The following is a 19,219-nucleotide window of genomic DNA, read 5'->3' as shown; positions in this document are numbered from 1 at the left end:
TAATACCATTTCCGAATTGGGTATTAATCTATTGACCTACATATCTAGTAAAATCATTCATAGAAGTGAAATGTAATTCATAGAATAAACTAAGTTGATCATTTGAAGCACAAGGGGGGTCCATATATGACTGCAATCACCAACAAATTTGTACCATTTATGAAAAACACCTTCACCGGTGTAAAAAACTGGCGACCTGATTGGAACTGGTCTGAATTACATAAGGTCATGTCGGCTTTTGGAATTAAGTTAATCATCCTAACTTGCATAAGTCCATTTCTCACTATACTCCCAGCCCTTGCTTTTAAACTTGCTCTTGATACATCTTCTGTCATTGGTTATCTTCTTGCCATCTTGCTGCTCGTCCCTTGGCTTGTTGTTCCGACATTATTTATCCAACACATCACATCACACTCCCGATTCGGGAAAATAGCCTCATATGTTTATTCAGGCGTTATTTTTTTAACCTTCTTACTTTGGATTACGATAATCAAGTTCTAAAATACAAAAAGCGCAACATTAACAGTGCGATTTTTGTATTATTCTTTTCCTGTAAAGTAATTGACCATAAATTCAGCCCATTTCTCATGACCCTTTTCATTTGGGGTGATGCTTTCAGGTTTTATATATTCTTTCAGTTCATCAGTTTGATAGCCTGGCCAGCTTGTCCAATGATCAATGTAGGTATAACCATTTTCTTCTGTCCAACTCTTCAGTGCTTCAACATCATCCGGATAATATATAGCATTGTAGATAGGCTGGGCAGGTTGTAAGAAGAGGAATACATCAGGATTTTGAGCTTTTAAATCTTCAATTATAGCTGAGATGTTCTGCAAGGAATGTTCGATTAAGATTAGCCCGTTACTTTCCAATAAGAACGGCTCCAATATGACAACATCAGGTTTAGTTTTAAGATTCTCTAAATGAAGGTTCCCTTGCACCACATCTCTTGTCGTTACCTCACCCTGTACTGCAGTTACAGTTATATTAAATAAACCATCATATGTACGTTCCATTTCCTCTATGAAAATAGTAGACCAACTATCATCATTTAACGCGTTCACTTCTGATCCTATTATAGCCAAATTGACGACTTCCCCGTTTTTGATCTTCTCCTGCAATTTTTCTACCAAGGATATCGGAAGATTACGAAAATCACTTTGATTAGATTCCTCTTTATCTACTACCTCGGTAGCGGTTGCTGTCGAATTTTTATGAACAGCTTCTACTTTTCCTTCTACCGCCGCTCCTAATTTACTATTCCAATGATAGTTCCCATAAACAATTGTACCTATACATAATAATAAAACCAATGTCATTAACGCTCTCATTTATTACCACCTCATACCAAATATACTATTTTTTAAATAATTTTCAATAGTTATGTAATTTATGAACAAGTGGTGACTCATCAAACATTTTTTTACATAATCTAACGTTTTTTGTCTATTCATATATTGTATTGTTAGCCCGCAGACCATATAATTTAAAGAATAACAACAAAAAGGAAGAAGAGGGTTACATGTTTAAAAAGAAATGGTTCAAAGTGTTAATTAGTATACTCGCCCTATCTACAATCGGTGTTGGAATTTTTGCTTTTAGTGTATATAAATCTTTGGAAAATGCTGCGAGTTCCATGCATACTCCCATTGATCGCGTTAATTCCGACAAAAGAACGAAACAAGTAGATTTTAATCAACAGGATCCTTTATCGTTTTTAATATTAGGTGTGGATGAGCGACCTGGTGACAAAGGGCGTTCAGATTCCATGATTGTATTGACTGTCAACCCAAACGACAAATCTATGCAGATGGTCAGTATTCCACGTGATACTAGAACAGAGATCATCGGAAAAGGTTTTGAAGATAAAATCAATCATGCATATGCATTCGGGGGACCCGAAATGTCCATCGCAACGGTTGAAAATTTCTTAGATATTCCTATCGATTACTTTGTGCAAGTGAACATGGAGAGCTTTAAAGATATCGTGGATGCTGTCGGGGGAGTGACAGTTGATAATAAACTGGAATTCAGTCAGAATGGACATCACTTCCCTTTAGGAGAAATTGAATTAAATGGGGAAGAAGCATTAAGTTTTTCACGTATGCGTTCTATAGATAGTGATTTTGGACGACAGCAAAGGCAACGAGATGTTATACAAGGTGTCATTAATCAGGGAGCAAATATTTCTTCTGTAACGAAAATTGATGACATATTAGATATTCTTGGAAATAATGTAAGAACAAACTTGACCTTTGATGAAATGGTGGAGATTCAAAGCAACTATAAGGAAGCGCGTCACAATTTGTCTCAACATCAATTAACGGGGTCGGGCACCAGAATTGATAATATCTACTATCTAATCGTTGCAGAAGAAGATCGCTTGAATTTATCCAATCTCTTAAGAGAGCATTTAGATCTTGATGAAGAGGTCGCGAGAACAAATTAATAGATAAAGAGGGGCCACCATAATCGGTAGCCCCTCTTTATCTATTATCCTAAAAGCCCAAACAATTTCTTCTTTTTAATTCTCTCAGGAATTTCCTTCATCATCATGGAACCTTCCACTAAAAGCTCTGCATTTTCCATTAAAAGGTACATTGCTTCTGTACCACATTCTCTTTCAATAACTTTATAAGCCTCAGCCATCTGAAAGCTTCTACTCTTAAGATTATGCGCATCAGACGCAACAAGATGTGTTAGATTTGCTTCAATAAGGTCCAATGAAAATTTCTTAATTTTTTTACCGAACTTCCCGGCTATACTTGATGCCGTCACTTGCGTGCATGCACCTTTTTTTACTAGTTGGTATAGCTTTTCCGGGTTCTCTATCAATTCTGCATTCCGCTCTGGATGAACAATAACAGGGGTCAAACCTTTTAGCTGAACATCATAGATGATTTTTTCAGTATACAGAGGAACTTGGCTAGAAGGTAGCTCGATGAATACGTATCTATCATTATCATTTATAGTAAGTAGTTCATTTCTCTCGTACTGCTCCAATAGTTCTCCTGAAATACGGCACTCTTGGCCAGGCAGGATGGTTATGTCAATGCCTTCCTTTTCCAAGCGATTATTTAGTTGTTTGACCTTTTCTAATATATCTTCTTTAGAATTCATATATTGACCATTATTATGATGGGGAGTAGCCACAATTTTCGTTATCCCCTCTTTCGCAGCAGCTTTGGCCATTTCCAAGCTCTCCGTCATATGTCTTGCTCCATCATCGGCAGCTGGAAGTATATGGCAATGAACATCTATCATTATTTCCCCTCCAAATATAGTTCTTTTGTACTATCTATCGTTCTTTATATAGTCTTCCTTTATATTATCATAGTAGAGAATCATTGAGAATGGGTGTATTTTGTCGAATTAAGTAAATACAGCACTACTCTCGTCTTTCCCCAAACAACAGAGTGTGATAAAAATTATATTGATATAAAAAAATACCTTTAATTCATTCTATATTACGCATATTTTGCTTAATAATAGCTTTTTATAAATAACTACTTTCTAACTATTAAAAATTCATAAACTTTGTCGATAAAGGGAAAAATAAAAAACACCTCAAAAGGTGTCATTATCTTGAATCAACAGGTTTTGCATATAAAATATATCTCTCAGGCGCCGCACCGGTCAGAGTAAAAGGATAACATGTGGTAAGAAGCAGATCTTCCTTTTCCTTTTGAAGAGTGATAACTGTTCTATCATCTTCATCCACTATCTTAGAGTCATAGATTTCATACATATATTCCCCATATGGCATATTCACATAGAATTTATCACCGATTTCCAGTTCACCTAAGCGAAGGAAAACAGTATCCCTGTGGCCTGAAAAAACAATTTGCCCCTCTTCACCGGGGAAAGATGCACCTTTAAAGTGCCCTACTCCCTTTTCCAACTCAGCAGGGTCTGTTCCTTCCACTATCGGCAGCTCGGCTTCAAGTCTAGGAATTTTCAGCAGTCCGACTACTTCCCCTGTTTCTGGTGCAAAATCATCGGGTTTTTTAGGGCGTTCTTCTTTATCCGGGGTGTCCTTTTCGCCAACCATACCCTTGGTTATAGAAACAGCATCTTTTAGCGCCGCCTCTGTTTTTCTATCCATACTGACTTTTTCAAATAGACCGTAGCCAATAAAGGAAATACCGGTAACTATAAACAGGATGGCAATAATCATTCCTTTTTTCAACTTGTCCTGTCTCCTTCTCATACATTTTTTCTCTGTTAATATTTATTCTACCTGTTATACGAAAGACATCAACCACCAATTCTTCGACAAATTATAGGACTTTATCAAACACCCCAGACATATTCTTCATAAAGATAGGTAGGAATGCGGCAATAAAATGGAGCCCAATTAATGCAAAGTAATAAAACTTAAACTTAGCCAGCCTAAATACAAGCGGAATAATTACCAGAAGAATTCCCGCTACGCTAATTAGGGAATAGATCATGGTACCTTGTGTTTCTCCGTAGGTAACAAGTAAGTAAAAGAACCCCACGATACTAATATTGTAGATTAAGAAAATTAGTGAAAGTGCGAAGCATATAAAATTAGCAGTACTCTTAAAAATTGATTTCCAATTGATATTTTTCATCGTTCTATATCCCCCTATAAAACACCATTCTTTTGTCTATGTCTTTATTTCGATATATAAGTACATTTTCCCTGTTTTTTTCCTAATTTTGATGAAATTATTGTCGAATATAAAAAAGACCCCTTAAAGGGCCTCTTTAGATGCTGATAAAGGTAGTATAGCCTTGGGATCTTAATGTCGAAGAAAAGCGATGCGCGTTTTCTTCTTGCGAGAACGCTCCCGCCTGTACTTTGTATAGGTTATCTTCTCTGAACACGAATGTGTTAAAGCCTTTTCTATTAAGTTCTGTTGCCAGGCTGTCTGCGTTTTCCTTTGCATGGAATGCGCCTACCTGTACCTTGTATACCCTTGATAACGGGGGGGGTGTAGAGTTAAGTTTTAAATCGAAATACTCTACCAATCCACCGGCGATTGCCAGGGCACAGGTTCTACGATAGCTATCTGTTTTCAACAGCTGTGCTTCTGGGTAGTAAGTCATAAAGCCACATTCACAAAGAATAGATGCCATCGTTGTTTCGCGCAGCACATGGAAATTTGCTGATTTGATGCCTCTATCTATTCTGCCGGTTGATTGGATGAGTCTGCGGTGGACCATATTTGCGAGGCGATCGGAATTTGGGGACTGAACAATTGGCGTATATGTTTCTATTCCTTGAGCTGTGTTCCATCCTCCATTACCAAATGCATTTGCATGGATGGAGACAAACGCTTGTGCACCCCAGGCATTTGCATTATCTGTTCGTTCTTTTAAAGGAACATCCCTATCATCGGAATGGGTGAACAGCACCTCCACATCTTGATGGCGTAACAATTCCTCTCTTGTATATTCAGCAACCACCCTATTGAACTCATATTCTCTCATCCCATCGGGTGTACGCTTTCCAGGAGTACTGTATCCATGGCCGGCGTCTAATACTATTCTCATACATTCCACCTCTTTCTACAAATTTAGACCATTTGTACTATTATCATATGTCCTATTGGCAAACGATTTACAAAAACAGGCAAATGACCTATTCACCTCCTTGTAACCTTTTATATAATTTAACGTCTATCTATACAAAGAAGGGTATGGGTCATATATAGTGGTAGATAAGGGAGAAATAAGTCATTCGGTAAGTTCATACCATAAAAACGGAGGCGGAACTATGTATAAAATGATGCTATTACTAATAGTTTTCACGATGCTGACTGCATGTGGGACAGGCGGGAACTCTAATGAAGGAAGCCCAGAGACAAATGATACCTCTTCAGGAAGTGAGGTAACGGATGGCGGACAAGATGATTCCGACCGTCCTGATGATACGGATGATACAGATACAGAAGAATCAAAAGAAAAATTGAAAAAGGACTTGGAACAGGAAGGAGCAAAAGAAGGGGAACTTGCAGGCCAGATCGATCGCCAAAACCAAGATTTCCTTTTTATTGTGACGAATACGAAGAACCAAGATGTTGATATTCATTTTTCTTCCGGTAAAGAGTATGACTATGTCGTACAGGATGCCTCAGGTAAAACAGTCAAAAGGCTCTCCACCGGCATGATGTACACCCAAGCAATAAAAGAGCTTGTCTTGGCTCCTGGTGAAAGTCTTGAATACCCAACAACCTACAAGGACGTAACAGCAGATTTATCTCCAGGAGAGTACACCATCCAATTTATTTTTGCGGACTCCAACCATCACGCCACAGCAAAAGAAACCTTCACTGTCGAATAAGAAGGACCTATGTCATGAGGTTGTAACTGCCCTCCAAAAAACCTATAATAGAATAAGAAGATTTTACCGGCAAAGGTCTACGCGATGAAGTAGACCTTTTCGTTTTTTGCAACCAGTCCCCCCTGAAGCCTGGAAAGGAAGAACGCAGGGAGTTATAACAACCACACTTTTACAAACCAGTTTGCCCAGCTACCTGTAGTGCAAGGTGTGAGACTCCTGAGGGAGATAGCGGTAGGTTGAGACCCCTCAAGCGTTGCGAGGAGGCTCAAGCACCGCCCCTAGGAAAGCGAACACCTGGAACGGAAGGTTGCAGGGAGTTATACAAGCAACACTTTTTTTAAACAATAATGGATGGTGACAAAAATGGAGCAGTTCGCAGCATGGCTGATAAATACATACCCACTCACTAACGACAACAACAGAAACATCCTAAAAGAAGGCCTAAAGCTGTTCCGTCAAGGCAACGTCATTCACGCCTACCAAGAAGGATCCAGCATGACCGGAAAAGTACAAGACAACGGCCAAAAACACGTCCTGCTTGACGAAGAAATCGGTGACCTAAGCAGATGCTCTTGCGGCGCAACGACACTATGCCCCCATCAGCTAGCCACCTTTCTATCCGTATGGTCACAATCCAAAACAATTGCTTCCCTTATTGACGGCTGGAAGGAACAAAGTACGGACAACATCCTTCCAACCCTTGCAACGGCAACGATTAAAAACAAAGCAACCTCCTATGAGGACAGCTCCCTTTCAAGCTGGCTCGAATTCGTCGACTATCAGCATCAGCAATATAAAAGCTCCATCCCTAGTAAAAGAACCTATCTGACCGGACTGACACATGCGTTTTTCCCTAAATTACGAACCCAGGCACCTAAGAAAGCGGAAATTCGTCCATTGTTTTTATTACATGCCTCCCTCTATTGCATGGAGCAGGTAATAGACAGCTATGATAGCTCACAGCCTTATCAATACATTGCCGATATCCTGCATCGTTTTGTAGATACGGTGGAAGAGGAATCCAAAGGCCTGTTTCACAGTGCCATCGCTTTTCAACTCGACTCTCTGCTTAAAGAAAGCAGACAACTGATCCGAGAAAAACTATTGCAACAAGAAGAACCTTTTATAAGAGAAATGTTTTATGTGTATCAATTTACATGGAATGATGTGTTCCAACGTCGTAATTGGATGTCATCAGAGCTGAAAGAGTTGGAAGGCGAGACATCCCTGCAGGCTGAGTTGGCTAAGACCCATTTGTTATTTTTGCAGAAAAAAGACGAGGATGCATTGAAGCTGGTCAAGAAAAACGGTTATCAGTATGCGCCATATCTTTTCCACTGGTTACAATCGTTAGTTTCCACTAAAGCGAAGGACCGTTTGGAAAGTTGGCTTGCTGTAGCACTGCCGATTGTGACGTCCTATATTCATTCGGAACCGACCTATGACCGCAAAAGGCAGCTGACGAAACATCTGCTCAAGTTGTTAACAGATTATGCAATGGAAACAAGGCAAGACAAACTTTATAAGGATGCAATGCGCCAGCTGATGCCATATAGTTACGGAGAATATGAATGGTATCTGTTTGAAACGAAGAAATACCGTCAATGGGTGGAATTGCAGCTTTGGATGGGGTTTGAACTAAGCGGGTTGGAGACTTATAAGCTAAAAGAAATAAAGAAAACAGATGCTTATGCGCTTTTTCCACTCTACCATGTGGCGATAAACAAGGCATTGGAGCAACGCAATAAAACTGCTTATAAAGAAGCAATATCGCTGTTGAAAACATTACATAGTCTCTATAAAAAAGAAAAACTGGAAGACATCTGGCTTCAGTATTTACTGCAACTAAAAGAAGGAACAAAGCGACTCCGCTCCTTCCAAGAAGAATTAAAAAAGGGAAGATTCAGTTATGATTAATGAGGCGTTATTTGCCAAGTCAAACTATATCGAGGAACGGAATCAGTTTTTTCTGTATGTGAAAATCCGCTCCTCCGTTCTGCCGCCATCACGATTTACCCCACTGCTTTTCACCTGGCATGAGGGGTCATTTTTCGGCTCTGTCTTAGAGGAGTCTACTCATGATGGGATTTCCGGAATATTTTTAAATCCTAGTGACGCACTTGAATTGTATGCCAACAATACCGAGAATTCTTTTATTGAGCTGGAATGGTGTGATCAATCGGAACAATATCGTCTTATTGCCCCAACTGTGGCAGACCTGTTGAACGAAAGAGCCTTTCAACCAAGCTTTACCGCATGGCAGGAAGGCCGTCTTTCTTTTTCGTTAACAAAAGAAGGCCAGGAGATGATCGCACAAAACCCCCTCCTCCCTTCTTACGCCGGTAAAATGGAAGAATGGTTGGACGCCATCATGAAGGATTGGATGGAACGCAAGGAGGATGGATATCTTCAGACATATTGGATGGATTACACAAAGGATCCCCGTCAATTAGCTGCGGAAGGTTCACTTGTAGAATATTTAGATGAAGAAGACTGGCTTCGAGACATCGGTTGGACGAAAGATACCACTCCATTCAAGCTTGGGCTTCGTCTTTTGGAACCTGAAAAAGGGGAGCAAGACTGGAAGCTCGAAACGTTGCTGAAAGATAAGAAAACAGAAGAGCTATATGTGTGGGAACAGGATAGCCTCCCACCTTCTTATAAAAAATACAAAAAAGAAGTGAACCGCGGCTTTAAAAAGTGGCAACAGCTCACTCCTTCCCTCTTTTCAAATGGCCAGATTCGGTCCTATTTGACGGAAGAAGATGCTTGGCGGTTCCTTGTAGAAGGCAGCGAGAGACTGTTGGCAATTGGAAGTTTCATCTTCCTTCCCCCATGGTGGCAAGCCATCAAGGATTCCCGAATCAAAGTAAAAGCAAGAGTGAATGGCTCTAAAAAAGGCGGCAACCACGCTCAATCTTTTGTAGGCCTGCAGTCGCTAGTTAACTTTGAATGGCGTTTTTCCACCCGCAATACGGAGCTTTCCGAAGAGGAGTTCCTCGCACTAGTGGAAGAGAACCGCCGCCTTGTACAAATAAAAGGCGAATGGGTCGTGTTGGATCCAGGGTTTATCGAAGAGATAAAGCGGATGATGAAGCATGCCGAAGAAAACGGCATCCGTATGGAAGACCTGTTGAAAAGCAACGCAGCTGGCATGGGCGGGGAAATCCCTGAAGATGCCTCGGCGGATGCGGGGGCAAGCTATTCTATACAGGATATCTCTTATGAGTTGACCGGATCTGCTGAGCGCTTGATTGAACAGCTTTATCAAGGTAAGGATATTCCACCATTTGATGTCCCTGAAACATTTAAAGGTGAGCTCCGACCTTACCAGGAACAAGGTGCAGCTTGGCTGACCTTTTTAAGGGAGCATGGCTTCGGGGCTTGTCTTGCCGATGACATGGGACTTGGAAAGACCATTCAGCTGATTGCTTATTTTCTCTCATGCAAAGAAAAAGAGCCGGAAGGTCCACCAGTTCTCATCATTTGTCCGACTTCTGTACTTGGAAATTGGCAAAAAGAACTCGAGAAATTCGCCCCGAGCCTGGATGTTATGTTGCATTACGGACCTAACCGTGGAAAAGGTTCTATTTTTAGAGAAGCAGTATTGGATTCAGATGTTGTGTTGACCTCCTACGCCATTTCACATCTGGATGAAGAGGAACTGGCAAGCGTGGGCTGGCGCACCATCTGCTTAGATGAAGCGCAAAACATCAAGAATGCTGACACGAAGCAATCTCAAGCAGTGCGGAATTTAAGTGGTGGTCATCACATCGCCCTGACTGGTACCCCAATGGAAAACCGTTTGTCAGAGCTTTGGGCGATCTTTGATTTTATCAATCCTGGATACTTAGGTTCACTAGGTTCCTTCCATAAGCAATTTGTGTTGGCGATTGAAAAGGACCAGGACAAAAAGAAGATTCAACAACTGCAAATGCTCATCCAACCGTTCCTATTGCGCCGCACAAAGCAAGACGAACAGGTTGCGTTGAATCTCCCTGCGAAACAAGAGCAGAAGGAATATTGTCCTCTAACCATTGAGCAAGCTTCTATTTATGAACAGCTAGTAAAAGAAACCTTGGATAAGGTGGAAGAGTTAGGCGGTATCCAACGCCGCGGTCTTGTGTTGAAAATGCTTGGGCAGTTGAAGCAAGTGTGCGATCACCCTGCCCTTTATTTGAAGGAAGAGGCTCCAGAAAATCTCTTGATGCGCTCGAGTAAAATGGAAAAACTGGTGGAACTGGTGGAGCAGATTCGTCTGCGCGGAGAAAGCTGCCTTATCTTCACTCAGTATATATCCATGGGGAATATGATTATTGACGCGTTGGAATCCTCACTCGGAGAAAAAGGAAGATTTCTAAACGGCAGTGTCGTCAAAAAAGACCGAGATAAGCTGATTCAAGATTTCCAGGACGGCGAGTTTCATGTGTTGGTGCTTTCTTTGAAGGCCGGCGGCACCGGATTGAATCTTACAGCAGCCAACCATGTTATCCATTATGACCGTTGGTGGAACCCGGCCGTTGAGAATCAGGCAACCGACAGGGCGTATCGAATTGGTCAGAGCCGTTTTGTCCATGTTCATAAGTTTATTGCTACCGGCACCCTGGAAGAGAAAATTGATGCAATGATCGAATCCAAGCAAGCACTGAACAATCAGATCATTACGAGCGAGGGTTGGATTACCGAGCTTGATAATGAGGAATTGAGGGATTTGTTGACTTTGAGGTAAGGTGTGAGAATGTGAAATTTTCTTTGTAGTGATACAAGTTGAGGATGAAGACAATCTCACAGGATTTTTAGGCCTAGGATTGTCTTCATTGGCGGGATGAAGACAATTTCAACGAGATTTTAGGAGTGGAATTGTCTTCATTAGCCTGATGAAGGCAATCTCAACCGAATTCTGACGATGAAATTGTCTTCATTTACATTTACTCACTAACCCATCAAGGCTAAGGCGACACATTTTACTAATAGTACAACTTAGTACTACTTAGTACTACTCATACATAAAAAGCGCAGCCACCATCTATATAGATGAGTCTGCGCTTTTTTGCTTTCCTTCTTTCTTATCCTTCTTAATATAAGTGGACAATAACCCGGTAATAATCCCCTTCAATCCGCCCATCGCATCCAACCCCACATCCGCCCAATGCCCGCTCCTGTCCGGATGGTGAAATTGTAAAAATTCGTCAAGCATCGCAATGACAAGGAGGATGGAAAAGCTGAATATAAACACCCTCCAATACTTTTCCCCTAAAGAACTGGAAAAGTACCGGACAAGCAAATAACCAAGAACACTATAAAAGAATAGGTGTGCTCCTTTTCGAAAAAGGAAATCTACGAACTGATACGCTCCCATATTATCCACACTCATTTTGTTATTCCCATACGGGATCTCCACTCCCGCTAACACAGCAGCAATATGTTCCTCTGCCACAAACATTTTCAAATATGGCCTTATATCCTGTTCAGCATAGGACATGGAAGACAAATAGAACAATATGACGGTCCAGCCAAAGGCCAGAAACAGATAATATAGAATCCTCTTATTTCTCATATGAGCCACCACCGTAATTAAGTTAGAAGCAAAAAAATCCACTTAATTACGGTGTGTCCTATCTAGGCATGCCTTATACCTTTCCCCTTCAATTCTTACTGGTCACTCCCTGTTTTGATTGCCTTAAACTGAGATAGGCCGTTTTTCCTTTGTATTTGACAAAAATCCTTTGTAATAACCCTTCTACTAAATTCTGACAGACTTGTTCAGGGCATTCTAACTTAAGAAATGCTTTACGTTGCCTGTACCAGGCATAGGAAGAGATATCAAGTTGATAGCTTGGGAGGTTGATGGTTACCGAAATAATCCTTTTATCTTCATAAGAGCGAAAATGTAATTCAACGGATTGATTAGATCTTGTCGAAATACAACGCCAGTTTCCACTCTTCGTTAATTCTTCCTTAGATAGTTCCAATGCATCAAAGAAAGAGGATCTCGGTGGTGATGAATAGTCATCCATTGGTTCTTTTACATAAATAAAATAATCTTGTCCATCTTGATTCAAATCTTCCGTACCTGGAAGAAAGCTTACCGTAGTTAACTTAAAATCAGCCACATCCATCACTCCCTCTTTCATACTTAACTCCTCCTTAGTATAGATAAATTTACTTTTTATAGAAAATATAGGTAATTAGATGTTTCGTTGAGTTTTTCTGGGTATTCTGTCCTATACTCTCTCATCCTCCATATTTTGCAAAATTCGACACTGTTCCATTTAAGAACATATACCAAAGTTGTTCTGCATGAGAACAACCACTCCCTCGCTTTTCCATTACGTTAAAAGAAATGCGGAAAAGAGGCAGGAGATATGATGAACAACACGTCCTTTTTAGCTAGAAACATTAAATACCTTCGTACTCAAAAAGACTGGTCACAACAAGATCTTGCTGATCGCCTGAACAGGGTTCACGGTACCATCAGCAAATGGGAGACAGAAAAGGAAGTCCCACCTATAGAAACGCTCATTGAACTGAGCAGACTATTTCAAGTTTCCATTGATTATCTGGTCGGAAACCACTACGAAGAAGAACATTATGTAAAAGAATTCAACCAACTTTATCAAATAAAGCAAGCTGACGGGGAACTAATGCAAATTGTGGACTACCTAAAACAACATCCAAACTTTAAAAACATCCTACATAAGTACATTAACCAAAGCATTTCAGATCGAAAATTGATGGAAGACATGATGAGTCTCTATGTGAATAAATGAGACTTTTCAAAAAGAGCCAACCCTCATTAAAGGCTGGCACCAAGGAATGGAGATCAAAGAGGCAAATCATCTCTCTAGAGGAACCAAGAGGGCTTATCCTCTGCATCATGCTGATAAGCAAAAAAAGAAAGGCAGCTTGTTTCCGCAAGTTGCCTTTTTTAATGAAAGGCGAAAGCAAATATGGGAGGGGAGCCCTTTGCTTTATCGGTAAAATCAGGTTACTTGATACTTGATAATAGGGATGACCTTGCATGACATGACTTCTAGCTTTTAGCTACACTCCCACCTTTTCAGGCGTCTTCGGTTGTGTTGGAAAGTCTGTGAATTCTGAAGTTCTTTGTGATGTGTGGGTAGCAGGCGGCGGACTTTGGTGATGTTCCGTTTGCCTGTATTCCTGCTGCGGAGGTTGGGATCTCTCCCAATTCTGCACCTCATGACGGGCTTGGTTTGTTGTCTCCTGTTTTTCTGGATACGGTGGAGGTGGAACTGGCGGTAAAGAAGGTTTTTCCTCCTTCTTCTTTTCAAGAAAGCGCACATTGTCCACCACCACATCGGTAACAAAGACTGTCGTCCCATCCTTCGATTCATATCGACTTGTCTGTATCCTACCTGTGACGGCCACAAGTGCACCTTTTCGACAATAATTTGCCGTCGTTTCCGCCATCCCTCTCCACGCCGTGCAAGAGACAAAGTCCGCCTCATAGATACCTTCCTGGTTTTTAAAATTACGATTAACAGCAAGTCTGAAGCTTGCGACAGGAGTCCCTTCACCTGTATATCGCAAATCCGGATCTTTCACCATCCGACCAATCAGCACCACTTCATTAATCACGTTTCTCCCTCCTTTTTTCTACAAAATTCGTGTTGCTTTGTTATCATAACTGCTTGCTTATTGTAGGTAAAATGAGGGTTTTCGGGTTTTGTAGTGGTTAATAGGTGTAAAATTGGATTTTGCGCTAAAGGGAAAATCCTGTTTTAGTGTGGCGGGGAGTTGGCGAAAAATGAAATTAGAGATATTGGGGATTTTTTTCTTACCGTTCTTAATGGGGAAGGTATCTTTCGTTGTGCTTATGTTATAATAAGACAAAATATTGGTACATGTTCTTGCAAAGAATCGAAAATATACCCGTTGGAGGCAAATCATGAAAACGTTCAGACTTGTTGCAATATCCCTCGTACATGGTGAAGAAGTTGAACAGCTGGATTTACAAGACGGTTTGATTATCAATAGAGAGTACGGAAAAGAGAATTGGCTCATTGAAGCATTGCTGCCTAAAGACAAGCCGGAAATGTACGAAGAGTTCCGTGATAACGAAGAAATGCTTCATGTTCAAGCCACTATATCTAAACCGACGAATGCTCCAGCATCCTTTGAGGCCGTTGTCCGCCAAGTGGCAGTGATGGAAGACAAAATGAGCATCCTGTTCGAAGGTGAACTCTTCCGAAAAAACACCAACTACCACGAAAAACTGCTAGAACGCCTAGTGAACGAAGGCTACAATGGCGACGAACTAGTGGAGGCATTCAAAAATAAGGTAAAAGAAAAACCAGTGCTTGAAAAGAGCAAATAGAGTTTAGTTTGATAAAGTACTAAAGAGGGGTCTGACCCGCTGTGCGTTAATGCACTAAAGCGTCGTCTGACCCTTTTTGCTTTTCATCTTCCATCCCAATAAACTCCGTCTCCACCACATACCGCTCAGGTGCTCTCCCAATAAACGTAAAAGGATAACACGTTGTAATCGTCAATACCTCCCGTGCTCGCGGAACGACCACAGAAGTATCGTTTTTATCAACAATCCTTATCCTATTTATCTTATAAACGGATAACCCGTCACCTCCTCTAAGCCCAACCATCACCTTATCTCCCACCTCAAGCTCTTCAAGCCGGCGAAATACCGTATCTCTATGCCCGGAAAGCACTATATTTCCTCCGTCCCCTGGTAAAAGTGTACCTGGGACATGCCCTACTCCTCGTGCAAGCTCCTCCTCAGACACACCCTCAAAAACTGGAATACTTATTTCTAAATCAGGAAAATAGACTGCTCCGATTTCCTCTCCTGCCTCCAGACTCACCGCCATAGGCTCTGCCAACTCATCCTCCCCACCGGACTCCTGCCCGCCTCTCTCCTCTACCTTACTCCCAAATTCCGACCTATCTTCCACCGCCGAAATTCCCTGCCAATACAAAAGGCCGCTTCCAAGAAACAAAGCAGCCCCCGTCACCATTACAATCCAAAGAACAATTGTCCAAAAACGTTCCCGCATTCCCTACCCCCTGCGGACCCTTCTGGCACCAATCATCAAACCAGCAAAACCAATCAAGCACAGTCCAGCCAGCATCCCCAACCCGTAAACAGAGGCGGTATTAGGCATCCTGTTATTATAAAGCTCATCACTCATCTTCACACCAACCTGCCCCAAGTGAATGAGCTCTTTTCCCGTAGACTGCACGTAAGTTGGCGATACAATTTGCTCATCCATCACTGCCGAAGCAAGAAGAGAACCCTCTTCATCAAAAATATCTAAATGTACTTCCTTCCCTTCCAACCATCCAGGCTGCATCAGTGATTCCTGTGACACCTTTACTTTGCTGCCATCCTCTACATGTAGATCAGCCTCCACCTGAAACACTTCCATGAACTCTGTCCAAAGGGAAAACACTTTATCAACAGAATTTGGTTCTTCATGTAACATCCCTTGCAATCTTTCCAGCTCTTCGGCCAATACATCCTTGGGGAGACTCAAAATATGTTGAAAAATCTGGCGTGCTTCTTCCGCCTCAAATCCCATGGATACAAGAAAATCCTCCGCACGTGCCACTTCTTCCTCATGAGTCATATAAAAATCAACCGCGATTTCTAAGTCTTCAATGAACGTATAATCTTGTACCTTTTCTCCAAAACGAGACAAAAGGACTTCCAATTCTTCTTTCGTCAGTTCATAAGTTTCTAACATAACAAGAAGATTTTCCTCATTGATTGGAGTCCCCAGCTCATCCCGCAGATGATCAATATCTTTGAAATCCTCCAAACTCACCTCATAAAATTTCAAATACTCATCAAGATCCTTCCTAGTCCAACCAATCTCCTTCAAATAAGAATCTACCTCTTCCTCTTTTGGCGCTGCTGTTGCATCAAGCGGAGAAAAGAATAGTGTCGACCCTATTAAAACCGCACAAATAACCAACATAAACCGCTGCATCTTTCATGCCTCCTATTTCGTTACACTTTTTTAGTAGCATGCGCATAAGCGGAAAATTTATGCAGTAATTTGGGTACTTATCAAACTAAAAAAACACCCGATCTCCCCTTCATAAAAAGGTTAAATCGGATGCTTATTCCATTAAGAAGCGCCCTCTAAGGCTGCTTCAATATCATCTTCAAACGTTTGGATAACAGGCTGTAAAACCTCATCCAGCTTTCGGAACGTTGATGATACGCTTCCTGCTGATATGCCGAACTCTTCCGCCAGTGATTTTTGTGTTTCTTGCTGTTCTTTCATAAAATGCGTGTCTAAAAAATAAATCAATGCCGCAGCGTAATTCTGTTCATTGCGGATAATTGGGCTCTCTTTCATGCAATAGATGGACCAGAGCATCGTAGCAAATTCAGAGAACCTCTCAGGGTAATCCCGCTTTTTAGCTCCTTCTGTAAACAACCCCAATACACGCCCCTGCGCCTCATCTTGGACTGGTAGCTGCTGAACATCTTCTTCGCTTAATTCAAACTCAACCATTTTACCTGCAAGGTCTGGGAAGTGTGCACGAATATAGGCAGAATCAATTTCCACTTTGGCAAACTCTTCGGCTAGCTTTTCTTCCAAACGGATAGCTTCCAGTACCCCGCGTTCAAAAGTGGACATGAACACAACCTTTGCCTGCTTGAAAGGAACGAACATTCCAATTACCAGCTCATTTTTGCTTAAGCTGTCTTCTCTGCCGATGTACGTAACTTTTTCTTTTTCTTTTGTGAAAAAGTCTTCCATCGTGTAAGTCTCACCGCGCACATTCGCCACCTTATAGACAGATGGATATGCTTTTTGCCAGCTTTCCGCCCATTCTTTTACTTGAGGACGAGAGAACTTGCCCTCTTGAACTGATGCAAATTCTTGAACGATCGTTAAACCATTATCTCGCTTAACCGTGAACATATACCAAAGATGAAGTAGCTCGTTAAATGCCTCTTCTTTCATCTCATCTAATGAAAATTTATGTAGATACTTGGAGCTGACTGTTTCAAGCTCACCAGCAAACTTTTCATATGCAAAGCGCATCATCTCAACCTGAAGCCCCATCACTTCTGATTCAAGCACTTTATCTAAGCCATCTTGCTTCTTCTCACAACACTTCTTATATTTCTTTCCACTGCCACAAGGACATGGTTCATTTCTTCCAATCATACTATCACCTTAAACCTTTTGTTTATTCTAAGCTGTTCTCATTTGAGAGATTTACACACAACGTGTTTAATTCTAACATATTTCTCTCTTTGATGGAGCAAAGCACCGGCTGGATATCATAGCCAATCAACCTTTTTAATACAAAAAACACCTCCAAAAGTGTATGGGAAGGTGTTGTCTAGTAATCTATCATATTTATTTTATAAGCAACTGCAGCTTTTCTTTCATTTCATCTATTAGTTCCATCATGGAGATATTTTCTCTCTCTGTCCCTTGTTGATAGGCATATTGAAGTACTTTGATAATCTCTTCCTTACTATTAATACTTTTATAGTCGTTAGTCAACTAAATTTCACCGCCTAATTAATTACAAAATATACTACAATTCTACTATTTTTCATTAATATTACAATACTAATTTGAAATATTTTCTATTTCCAGATAGATTTTCGTCGTTATTTGTTTCTATTCTTTAGCCGTTTCATCCAATTCCTAAACTCTTTTTTTCAATATTTGCTTTATGATGTAGCAATTTTATATAGTAAGAGAGAAAGAAGGTGTCCTAATTGAAATTTCTCAAAGGATTATTTATTACAGCAATTATCCTAGTGTTACTTGGGTATGCAGGGTATTATTTTGTCAATAAATTCATGGAAGATAAGGCTGTCGAGTATGTGGAAAAAGATCTGGTCGAAAACAACGATGTGGCTATGGCCAGGGATTATGTGGACAGGTCTCCTGCCTTGAAAAGTTATATTTCTGAAGGGGCAGAAGCGAACCTTGAGGAATTGCCAGTTCAAACACGTGAAGAAGCAACTAGGATGGTCATGCAAAAACTCAGTTTCCAGGAAATGCAGCAAATCCAGTCAAAGGCAGCAAATGGAATGACCGAACAGGAAGTGTTAGAGTTAATGGGAAAATTCGAAGCGAAGTTGACGGATGAGGAATTGCTGGCATTAAAGGCAATTGTGTATAGGGAATTGTATGAATGATACTAAATGAGGCCATGAAACCATAACAAAAAAGGTTTATGGTCTTTTTATTTTACTTCTTCAAGGCTACTACCCTCGCCAAACACCGATGACAAGCATATGTTATGGAATGGATAGTATGTCTAAAGGAGGCATTATTCAATGTCCTTATATTTTGAATGGAGAAAGAGTTGCGGCTGCAGGGTGCCGTGTAATTGTGACGTGCAACCTAGAGGCATGGAGCCGCGGTATTATTTTAATCAGAGCGATGAGATGGTGGGGATAGAAGTGGATACGCCAACGCAAGCCATAGAATTGAAAGTGAAGACGCATTTTCCAAATGAAGTAGTAAAGTTGGATGCGATGATCGAAGCCTTTATCCTGACGGAAAACAATCCTGCCTATAGCTTTATTGTGGAGTTTTCGTTACTACGAGAGACGACTCCGTTAACAAGTGAGAGTTTTGCCCTGATAAATCAATTTGGACAAAATGATTGTGAAAAAACAATAATTAACACGACAAAGATTATTTGGACGGATATTATTCCACTTCCCGGCACTTATACGTATTACTTAGAAGTGAACCATATCACCCTTCCGAACCAAAATATTGCAAGCGTGGAAGTCCAGGACCGTTCACTTACAGCGATTGCGTTTCCTTCTACTAAACAAAAAGCAGAAAAAAGAGAATAATATTTTTTAAACAAACGTTGGTTTAACCAAAAATGGAAATGTAGAATTCTCAAGGGGTATAGCGGTTGTGTTTG

Annotated in this window: 21 protein-coding genes; 9 read left to right on the top strand and 12 right to left on the bottom strand. The window is 40.9% G+C overall.

What is annotated here, in order from left to right; all coding sequences use genetic code 11:
* The first annotated feature begins 126 nt into the window (after positions 1 to 126).
* A complete protein-coding gene (locus LC091_RS10935) occupies positions 127 to 501 on the top strand; it encodes a hypothetical protein (protein ID WP_226682033.1) in 375 nt (124 codons plus the stop codon).
* Between the two features lie 38 nt (positions 502 to 539).
* On the opposite strand, the gene LC091_RS10930 is transcribed toward LC091_RS10935, so the two are convergent.
* Positions 540 to 1,331, bottom strand: coding sequence for an SGNH/GDSL hydrolase family protein (locus LC091_RS10930; RefSeq protein ID WP_226682032.1), 792 nt, complete (start codon positions 1,329 to 1,331; stop codon positions 540 to 542).
* A gap of 191 nt (positions 1,332 to 1,522) precedes the next feature.
* Between LC091_RS10930 and tagU the strand changes: the two genes are divergently transcribed.
* Entirely contained in the window at positions 1,523 to 2,449 is a 927-nt protein-coding gene (tagU, locus tag LC091_RS10925) for a polyisoprenyl-teichoic acid--peptidoglycan teichoic acid transferase TagU (RefSeq protein WP_226682031.1), read from the top strand.
* 44 nt (positions 2,450 to 2,493) lie between these two features.
* Here the strand turns inward: tagU and LC091_RS10920 are convergent, their stop codons facing one another.
* The 4 genes from LC091_RS10920 to LC091_RS10905 all read right to left on the bottom strand — a co-directional run bounded on the left by LC091_RS10920 (position 2,494) and on the right by LC091_RS10905 (position 5,523).
* On the bottom strand, positions 2,494 to 3,264 hold the full coding sequence (locus tag LC091_RS10920) for a tyrosine-protein phosphatase (protein ID WP_226682030.1): 771 nt from the start codon (positions 3,262 to 3,264) through the stop codon (positions 2,494 to 2,496).
* Between the two features lie 316 nt (positions 3,265 to 3,580).
* A complete protein-coding gene (locus LC091_RS10915; RefSeq protein ID WP_319003656.1) occupies positions 3,581 to 4,210 on the bottom strand; it encodes a class D sortase in 630 nt (209 codons plus the stop codon).
* Positions 4,211 to 4,280: 70 nt separating this feature from the next.
* Positions 4,281 to 4,598, bottom strand: coding sequence for a hypothetical protein (locus tag LC091_RS10910; RefSeq protein ID WP_226682029.1), 318 nt, complete (start codon positions 4,596 to 4,598; stop codon positions 4,281 to 4,283).
* 136 nt (positions 4,599 to 4,734) lie between these two features.
* The gene (locus LC091_RS10905) at positions 4,735 to 5,523 is read right to left on the bottom strand and encodes an N-acetylmuramoyl-L-alanine amidase (RefSeq protein ID WP_226682028.1); all 789 of its coding nucleotides are present in this window, start codon (positions 5,521 to 5,523) and stop codon (positions 4,735 to 4,737) included.
* Positions 5,524 to 5,746: 223 nt separating this feature from the next.
* On the opposite strand from LC091_RS10905, the gene LC091_RS10900 reads away from it, so the two are divergent.
* The 3 genes from LC091_RS10900 (at position 5,747) to LC091_RS10890 (ending at position 11,042) form a co-directional block, all read left to right on the top strand.
* Positions 5,747 to 6,313: a BsuPI-related putative proteinase inhibitor gene (locus LC091_RS10900; RefSeq protein ID WP_226682027.1), complete on the top strand. Its 567-nt coding sequence runs from the start codon at positions 5,747 to 5,749 to the stop codon at positions 6,311 to 6,313.
* 351 nt (positions 6,314 to 6,664) lie between these two features.
* Positions 6,665 to 8,230: a hypothetical protein gene (locus tag LC091_RS10895; RefSeq protein WP_226682026.1), complete on the top strand. Its 1,566-nt coding sequence runs from the start codon at positions 6,665 to 6,667 to the stop codon at positions 8,228 to 8,230.
* Positions 8,223 to 11,042 (top strand): DEAD/DEAH box helicase, encoded by a 2,820-nt coding sequence (locus tag LC091_RS10890; protein WP_226682025.1) that lies wholly within the window; start codon positions 8,223 to 8,225, stop codon positions 11,040 to 11,042. The genes LC091_RS10895 and LC091_RS10890 overlap by 8 nt, the downstream gene beginning before the upstream one ends.
* Positions 11,043 to 11,339: 297 nt before the next feature.
* Here LC091_RS10890 and LC091_RS10885 read toward each other — a convergent pair whose 3' ends face one another.
* Entirely contained in the window at positions 11,340 to 11,870 is a 531-nt protein-coding gene (locus tag LC091_RS10885) for a VanZ family protein (RefSeq protein WP_226682024.1), read from the bottom strand.
* An 88-nt stretch (positions 11,871 to 11,958) separates the two neighbouring features.
* Entirely contained in the window at positions 11,959 to 12,447 is a 489-nt protein-coding gene (locus tag LC091_RS10880) for a hypothetical protein (protein ID WP_226682023.1), read from the bottom strand.
* Between the two features lie 231 nt (positions 12,448 to 12,678).
* Here LC091_RS10880 and LC091_RS10875 point away from each other — a divergent pair, with 231 nt between their 5' ends.
* Entirely contained in the window at positions 12,679 to 13,083 is a 405-nt protein-coding gene (locus LC091_RS10875; RefSeq protein ID WP_226682022.1) for a helix-turn-helix domain-containing protein, read from the top strand.
* A 274-nt stretch (positions 13,084 to 13,357) separates the two neighbouring features.
* Here the strand turns inward: LC091_RS10875 and LC091_RS10870 are convergent, their stop codons facing one another.
* A complete protein-coding gene (locus tag LC091_RS10870; RefSeq protein WP_226682021.1) occupies positions 13,358 to 13,915 on the bottom strand; it encodes a single-stranded DNA-binding protein in 558 nt (185 codons plus the stop codon).
* Positions 13,916 to 14,225: 310 nt separating this feature from the next.
* Between LC091_RS10870 and LC091_RS10865 the strand changes: the two genes are divergently transcribed.
* Entirely contained in the window at positions 14,226 to 14,654 is a 429-nt protein-coding gene (locus tag LC091_RS10865) for a YwpF-like family protein (protein ID WP_226682020.1), read from the top strand.
* A 46-nt stretch (positions 14,655 to 14,700) separates the two neighbouring features.
* On the opposite strand, the gene LC091_RS10860 is transcribed toward LC091_RS10865, so the two are convergent.
* The 4 genes from LC091_RS10860 to LC091_RS10845 form a co-directional block, all read right to left on the bottom strand.
* Complete coding sequence (locus LC091_RS10860) at positions 14,701 to 15,348, bottom strand: sortase (protein ID WP_226682019.1); 648 nt, start codon at positions 15,346 to 15,348, stop codon at positions 14,701 to 14,703.
* Between the two features lie 3 nt (positions 15,349 to 15,351).
* On the bottom strand, positions 15,352 to 16,284 hold the full coding sequence (locus tag LC091_RS10855; protein WP_226682018.1) for a processed acidic surface protein: 933 nt from the start codon (positions 16,282 to 16,284) through the stop codon (positions 15,352 to 15,354).
* Positions 16,285 to 16,425: 141 nt separating this feature from the next.
* On the bottom strand, positions 16,426 to 17,481 hold the full coding sequence (locus tag LC091_RS10850) for a YecA family protein (RefSeq protein WP_226682017.1): 1,056 nt from the start codon (positions 17,479 to 17,481) through the stop codon (positions 16,426 to 16,428).
* Positions 17,482 to 17,676: 195 nt separating this feature from the next.
* Complete coding sequence (locus LC091_RS10845; protein WP_226682016.1) at positions 17,677 to 17,826, bottom strand: hypothetical protein; 150 nt, start codon at positions 17,824 to 17,826, stop codon at positions 17,677 to 17,679.
* Between the two features lie 221 nt (positions 17,827 to 18,047).
* Between LC091_RS10845 and LC091_RS10840 the strand changes: the two genes are divergently transcribed.
* On the top strand, positions 18,048 to 18,473 hold the full coding sequence (locus LC091_RS10840) for a hypothetical protein (protein ID WP_226682015.1): 426 nt from the start codon (positions 18,048 to 18,050) through the stop codon (positions 18,471 to 18,473).
* Between the two features lie 141 nt (positions 18,474 to 18,614).
* Positions 18,615 to 19,145, top strand: coding sequence for a hypothetical protein (locus tag LC091_RS10835; RefSeq protein WP_226682014.1), 531 nt, complete (start codon positions 18,615 to 18,617; stop codon positions 19,143 to 19,145).
* Positions 19,146 to 19,219: the final 74 nt, after the last annotated feature.

This window comes from Sutcliffiella horikoshii (genome assembly GCF_020524325.1).
Taxonomy (GTDB): domain Bacteria; phylum Bacillota; class Bacilli; order Bacillales; family Bacillaceae_I; genus Sutcliffiella_A; species Sutcliffiella_A horikoshii_D.
This window is presented reverse-complemented; position numbering and strand designations above follow the sequence as displayed.

Excerpts from the sequence above, each read along its gene's own strand:
- LC091_RS10935 (WP_226682033.1), top strand. The coding sequence starts at position 127 with ATGACTGCAATCACCAACAAATTTGTACCATTTATGAAAAACACCTTC.
- LC091_RS10930 (WP_226682032.1), bottom strand. The coding sequence starts at position 1,331 with ATGAGAGCGTTAATGACATTGGTTTTATTATTATGTATAGGTACAATT.
- tagU (WP_226682031.1), top strand. The coding sequence starts at position 1,523 with ATGTTTAAAAAGAAATGGTTCAAAGTGTTAATTAGTATACTCGCCCTA.
- LC091_RS10920 (WP_226682030.1), bottom strand. The coding sequence starts at position 3,264 with ATGATAGATGTTCATTGCCATATACTTCCAGCTGCCGATGATGGAGCA.
- LC091_RS10915 (WP_319003656.1), bottom strand. The coding sequence starts at position 4,210 with ATGAGAAGGAGACAGGACAAGTTGAAAAAAGGAATGATTATTGCCATC.
- LC091_RS10910 (WP_226682029.1), bottom strand. The coding sequence starts at position 4,598 with ATGAAAAATATCAATTGGAAATCAATTTTTAAGAGTACTGCTAATTTT.
- LC091_RS10905 (WP_226682028.1), bottom strand. The coding sequence starts at position 5,523 with ATGAGAATAGTATTAGACGCCGGCCATGGATACAGTACTCCTGGAAAG.
- LC091_RS10900 (WP_226682027.1), top strand. The coding sequence starts at position 5,747 with ATGTATAAAATGATGCTATTACTAATAGTTTTCACGATGCTGACTGCA.
- LC091_RS10895 (WP_226682026.1), top strand. The coding sequence starts at position 6,665 with ATGGTGACAAAAATGGAGCAGTTCGCAGCATGGCTGATAAATACATAC.
- LC091_RS10890 (WP_226682025.1), top strand. The coding sequence starts at position 8,223 with ATGATTAATGAGGCGTTATTTGCCAAGTCAAACTATATCGAGGAACGG.
- LC091_RS10885 (WP_226682024.1), bottom strand. The coding sequence starts at position 11,870 with ATGAGAAATAAGAGGATTCTATATTATCTGTTTCTGGCCTTTGGCTGG.
- LC091_RS10880 (WP_226682023.1), bottom strand. The coding sequence starts at position 12,447 with ATGAAAGAGGGAGTGATGGATGTGGCTGATTTTAAGTTAACTACGGTA.
- LC091_RS10875 (WP_226682022.1), top strand. The coding sequence starts at position 12,679 with ATGATGAACAACACGTCCTTTTTAGCTAGAAACATTAAATACCTTCGT.
- LC091_RS10865 (WP_226682020.1), top strand. The coding sequence starts at position 14,226 with ATGAAAACGTTCAGACTTGTTGCAATATCCCTCGTACATGGTGAAGAA.
- LC091_RS10860 (WP_226682019.1), bottom strand. The coding sequence starts at position 15,348 with ATGCGGGAACGTTTTTGGACAATTGTTCTTTGGATTGTAATGGTGACG.
- LC091_RS10855 (WP_226682018.1), bottom strand. The coding sequence starts at position 16,284 with ATGCAGCGGTTTATGTTGGTTATTTGTGCGGTTTTAATAGGGTCGACA.
- LC091_RS10850 (WP_226682017.1), bottom strand. The coding sequence starts at position 17,481 with ATGATTGGAAGAAATGAACCATGTCCTTGTGGCAGTGGAAAGAAATAT.
- LC091_RS10835 (WP_226682014.1), top strand. The coding sequence starts at position 18,615 with ATGTCCTTATATTTTGAATGGAGAAAGAGTTGCGGCTGCAGGGTGCCG.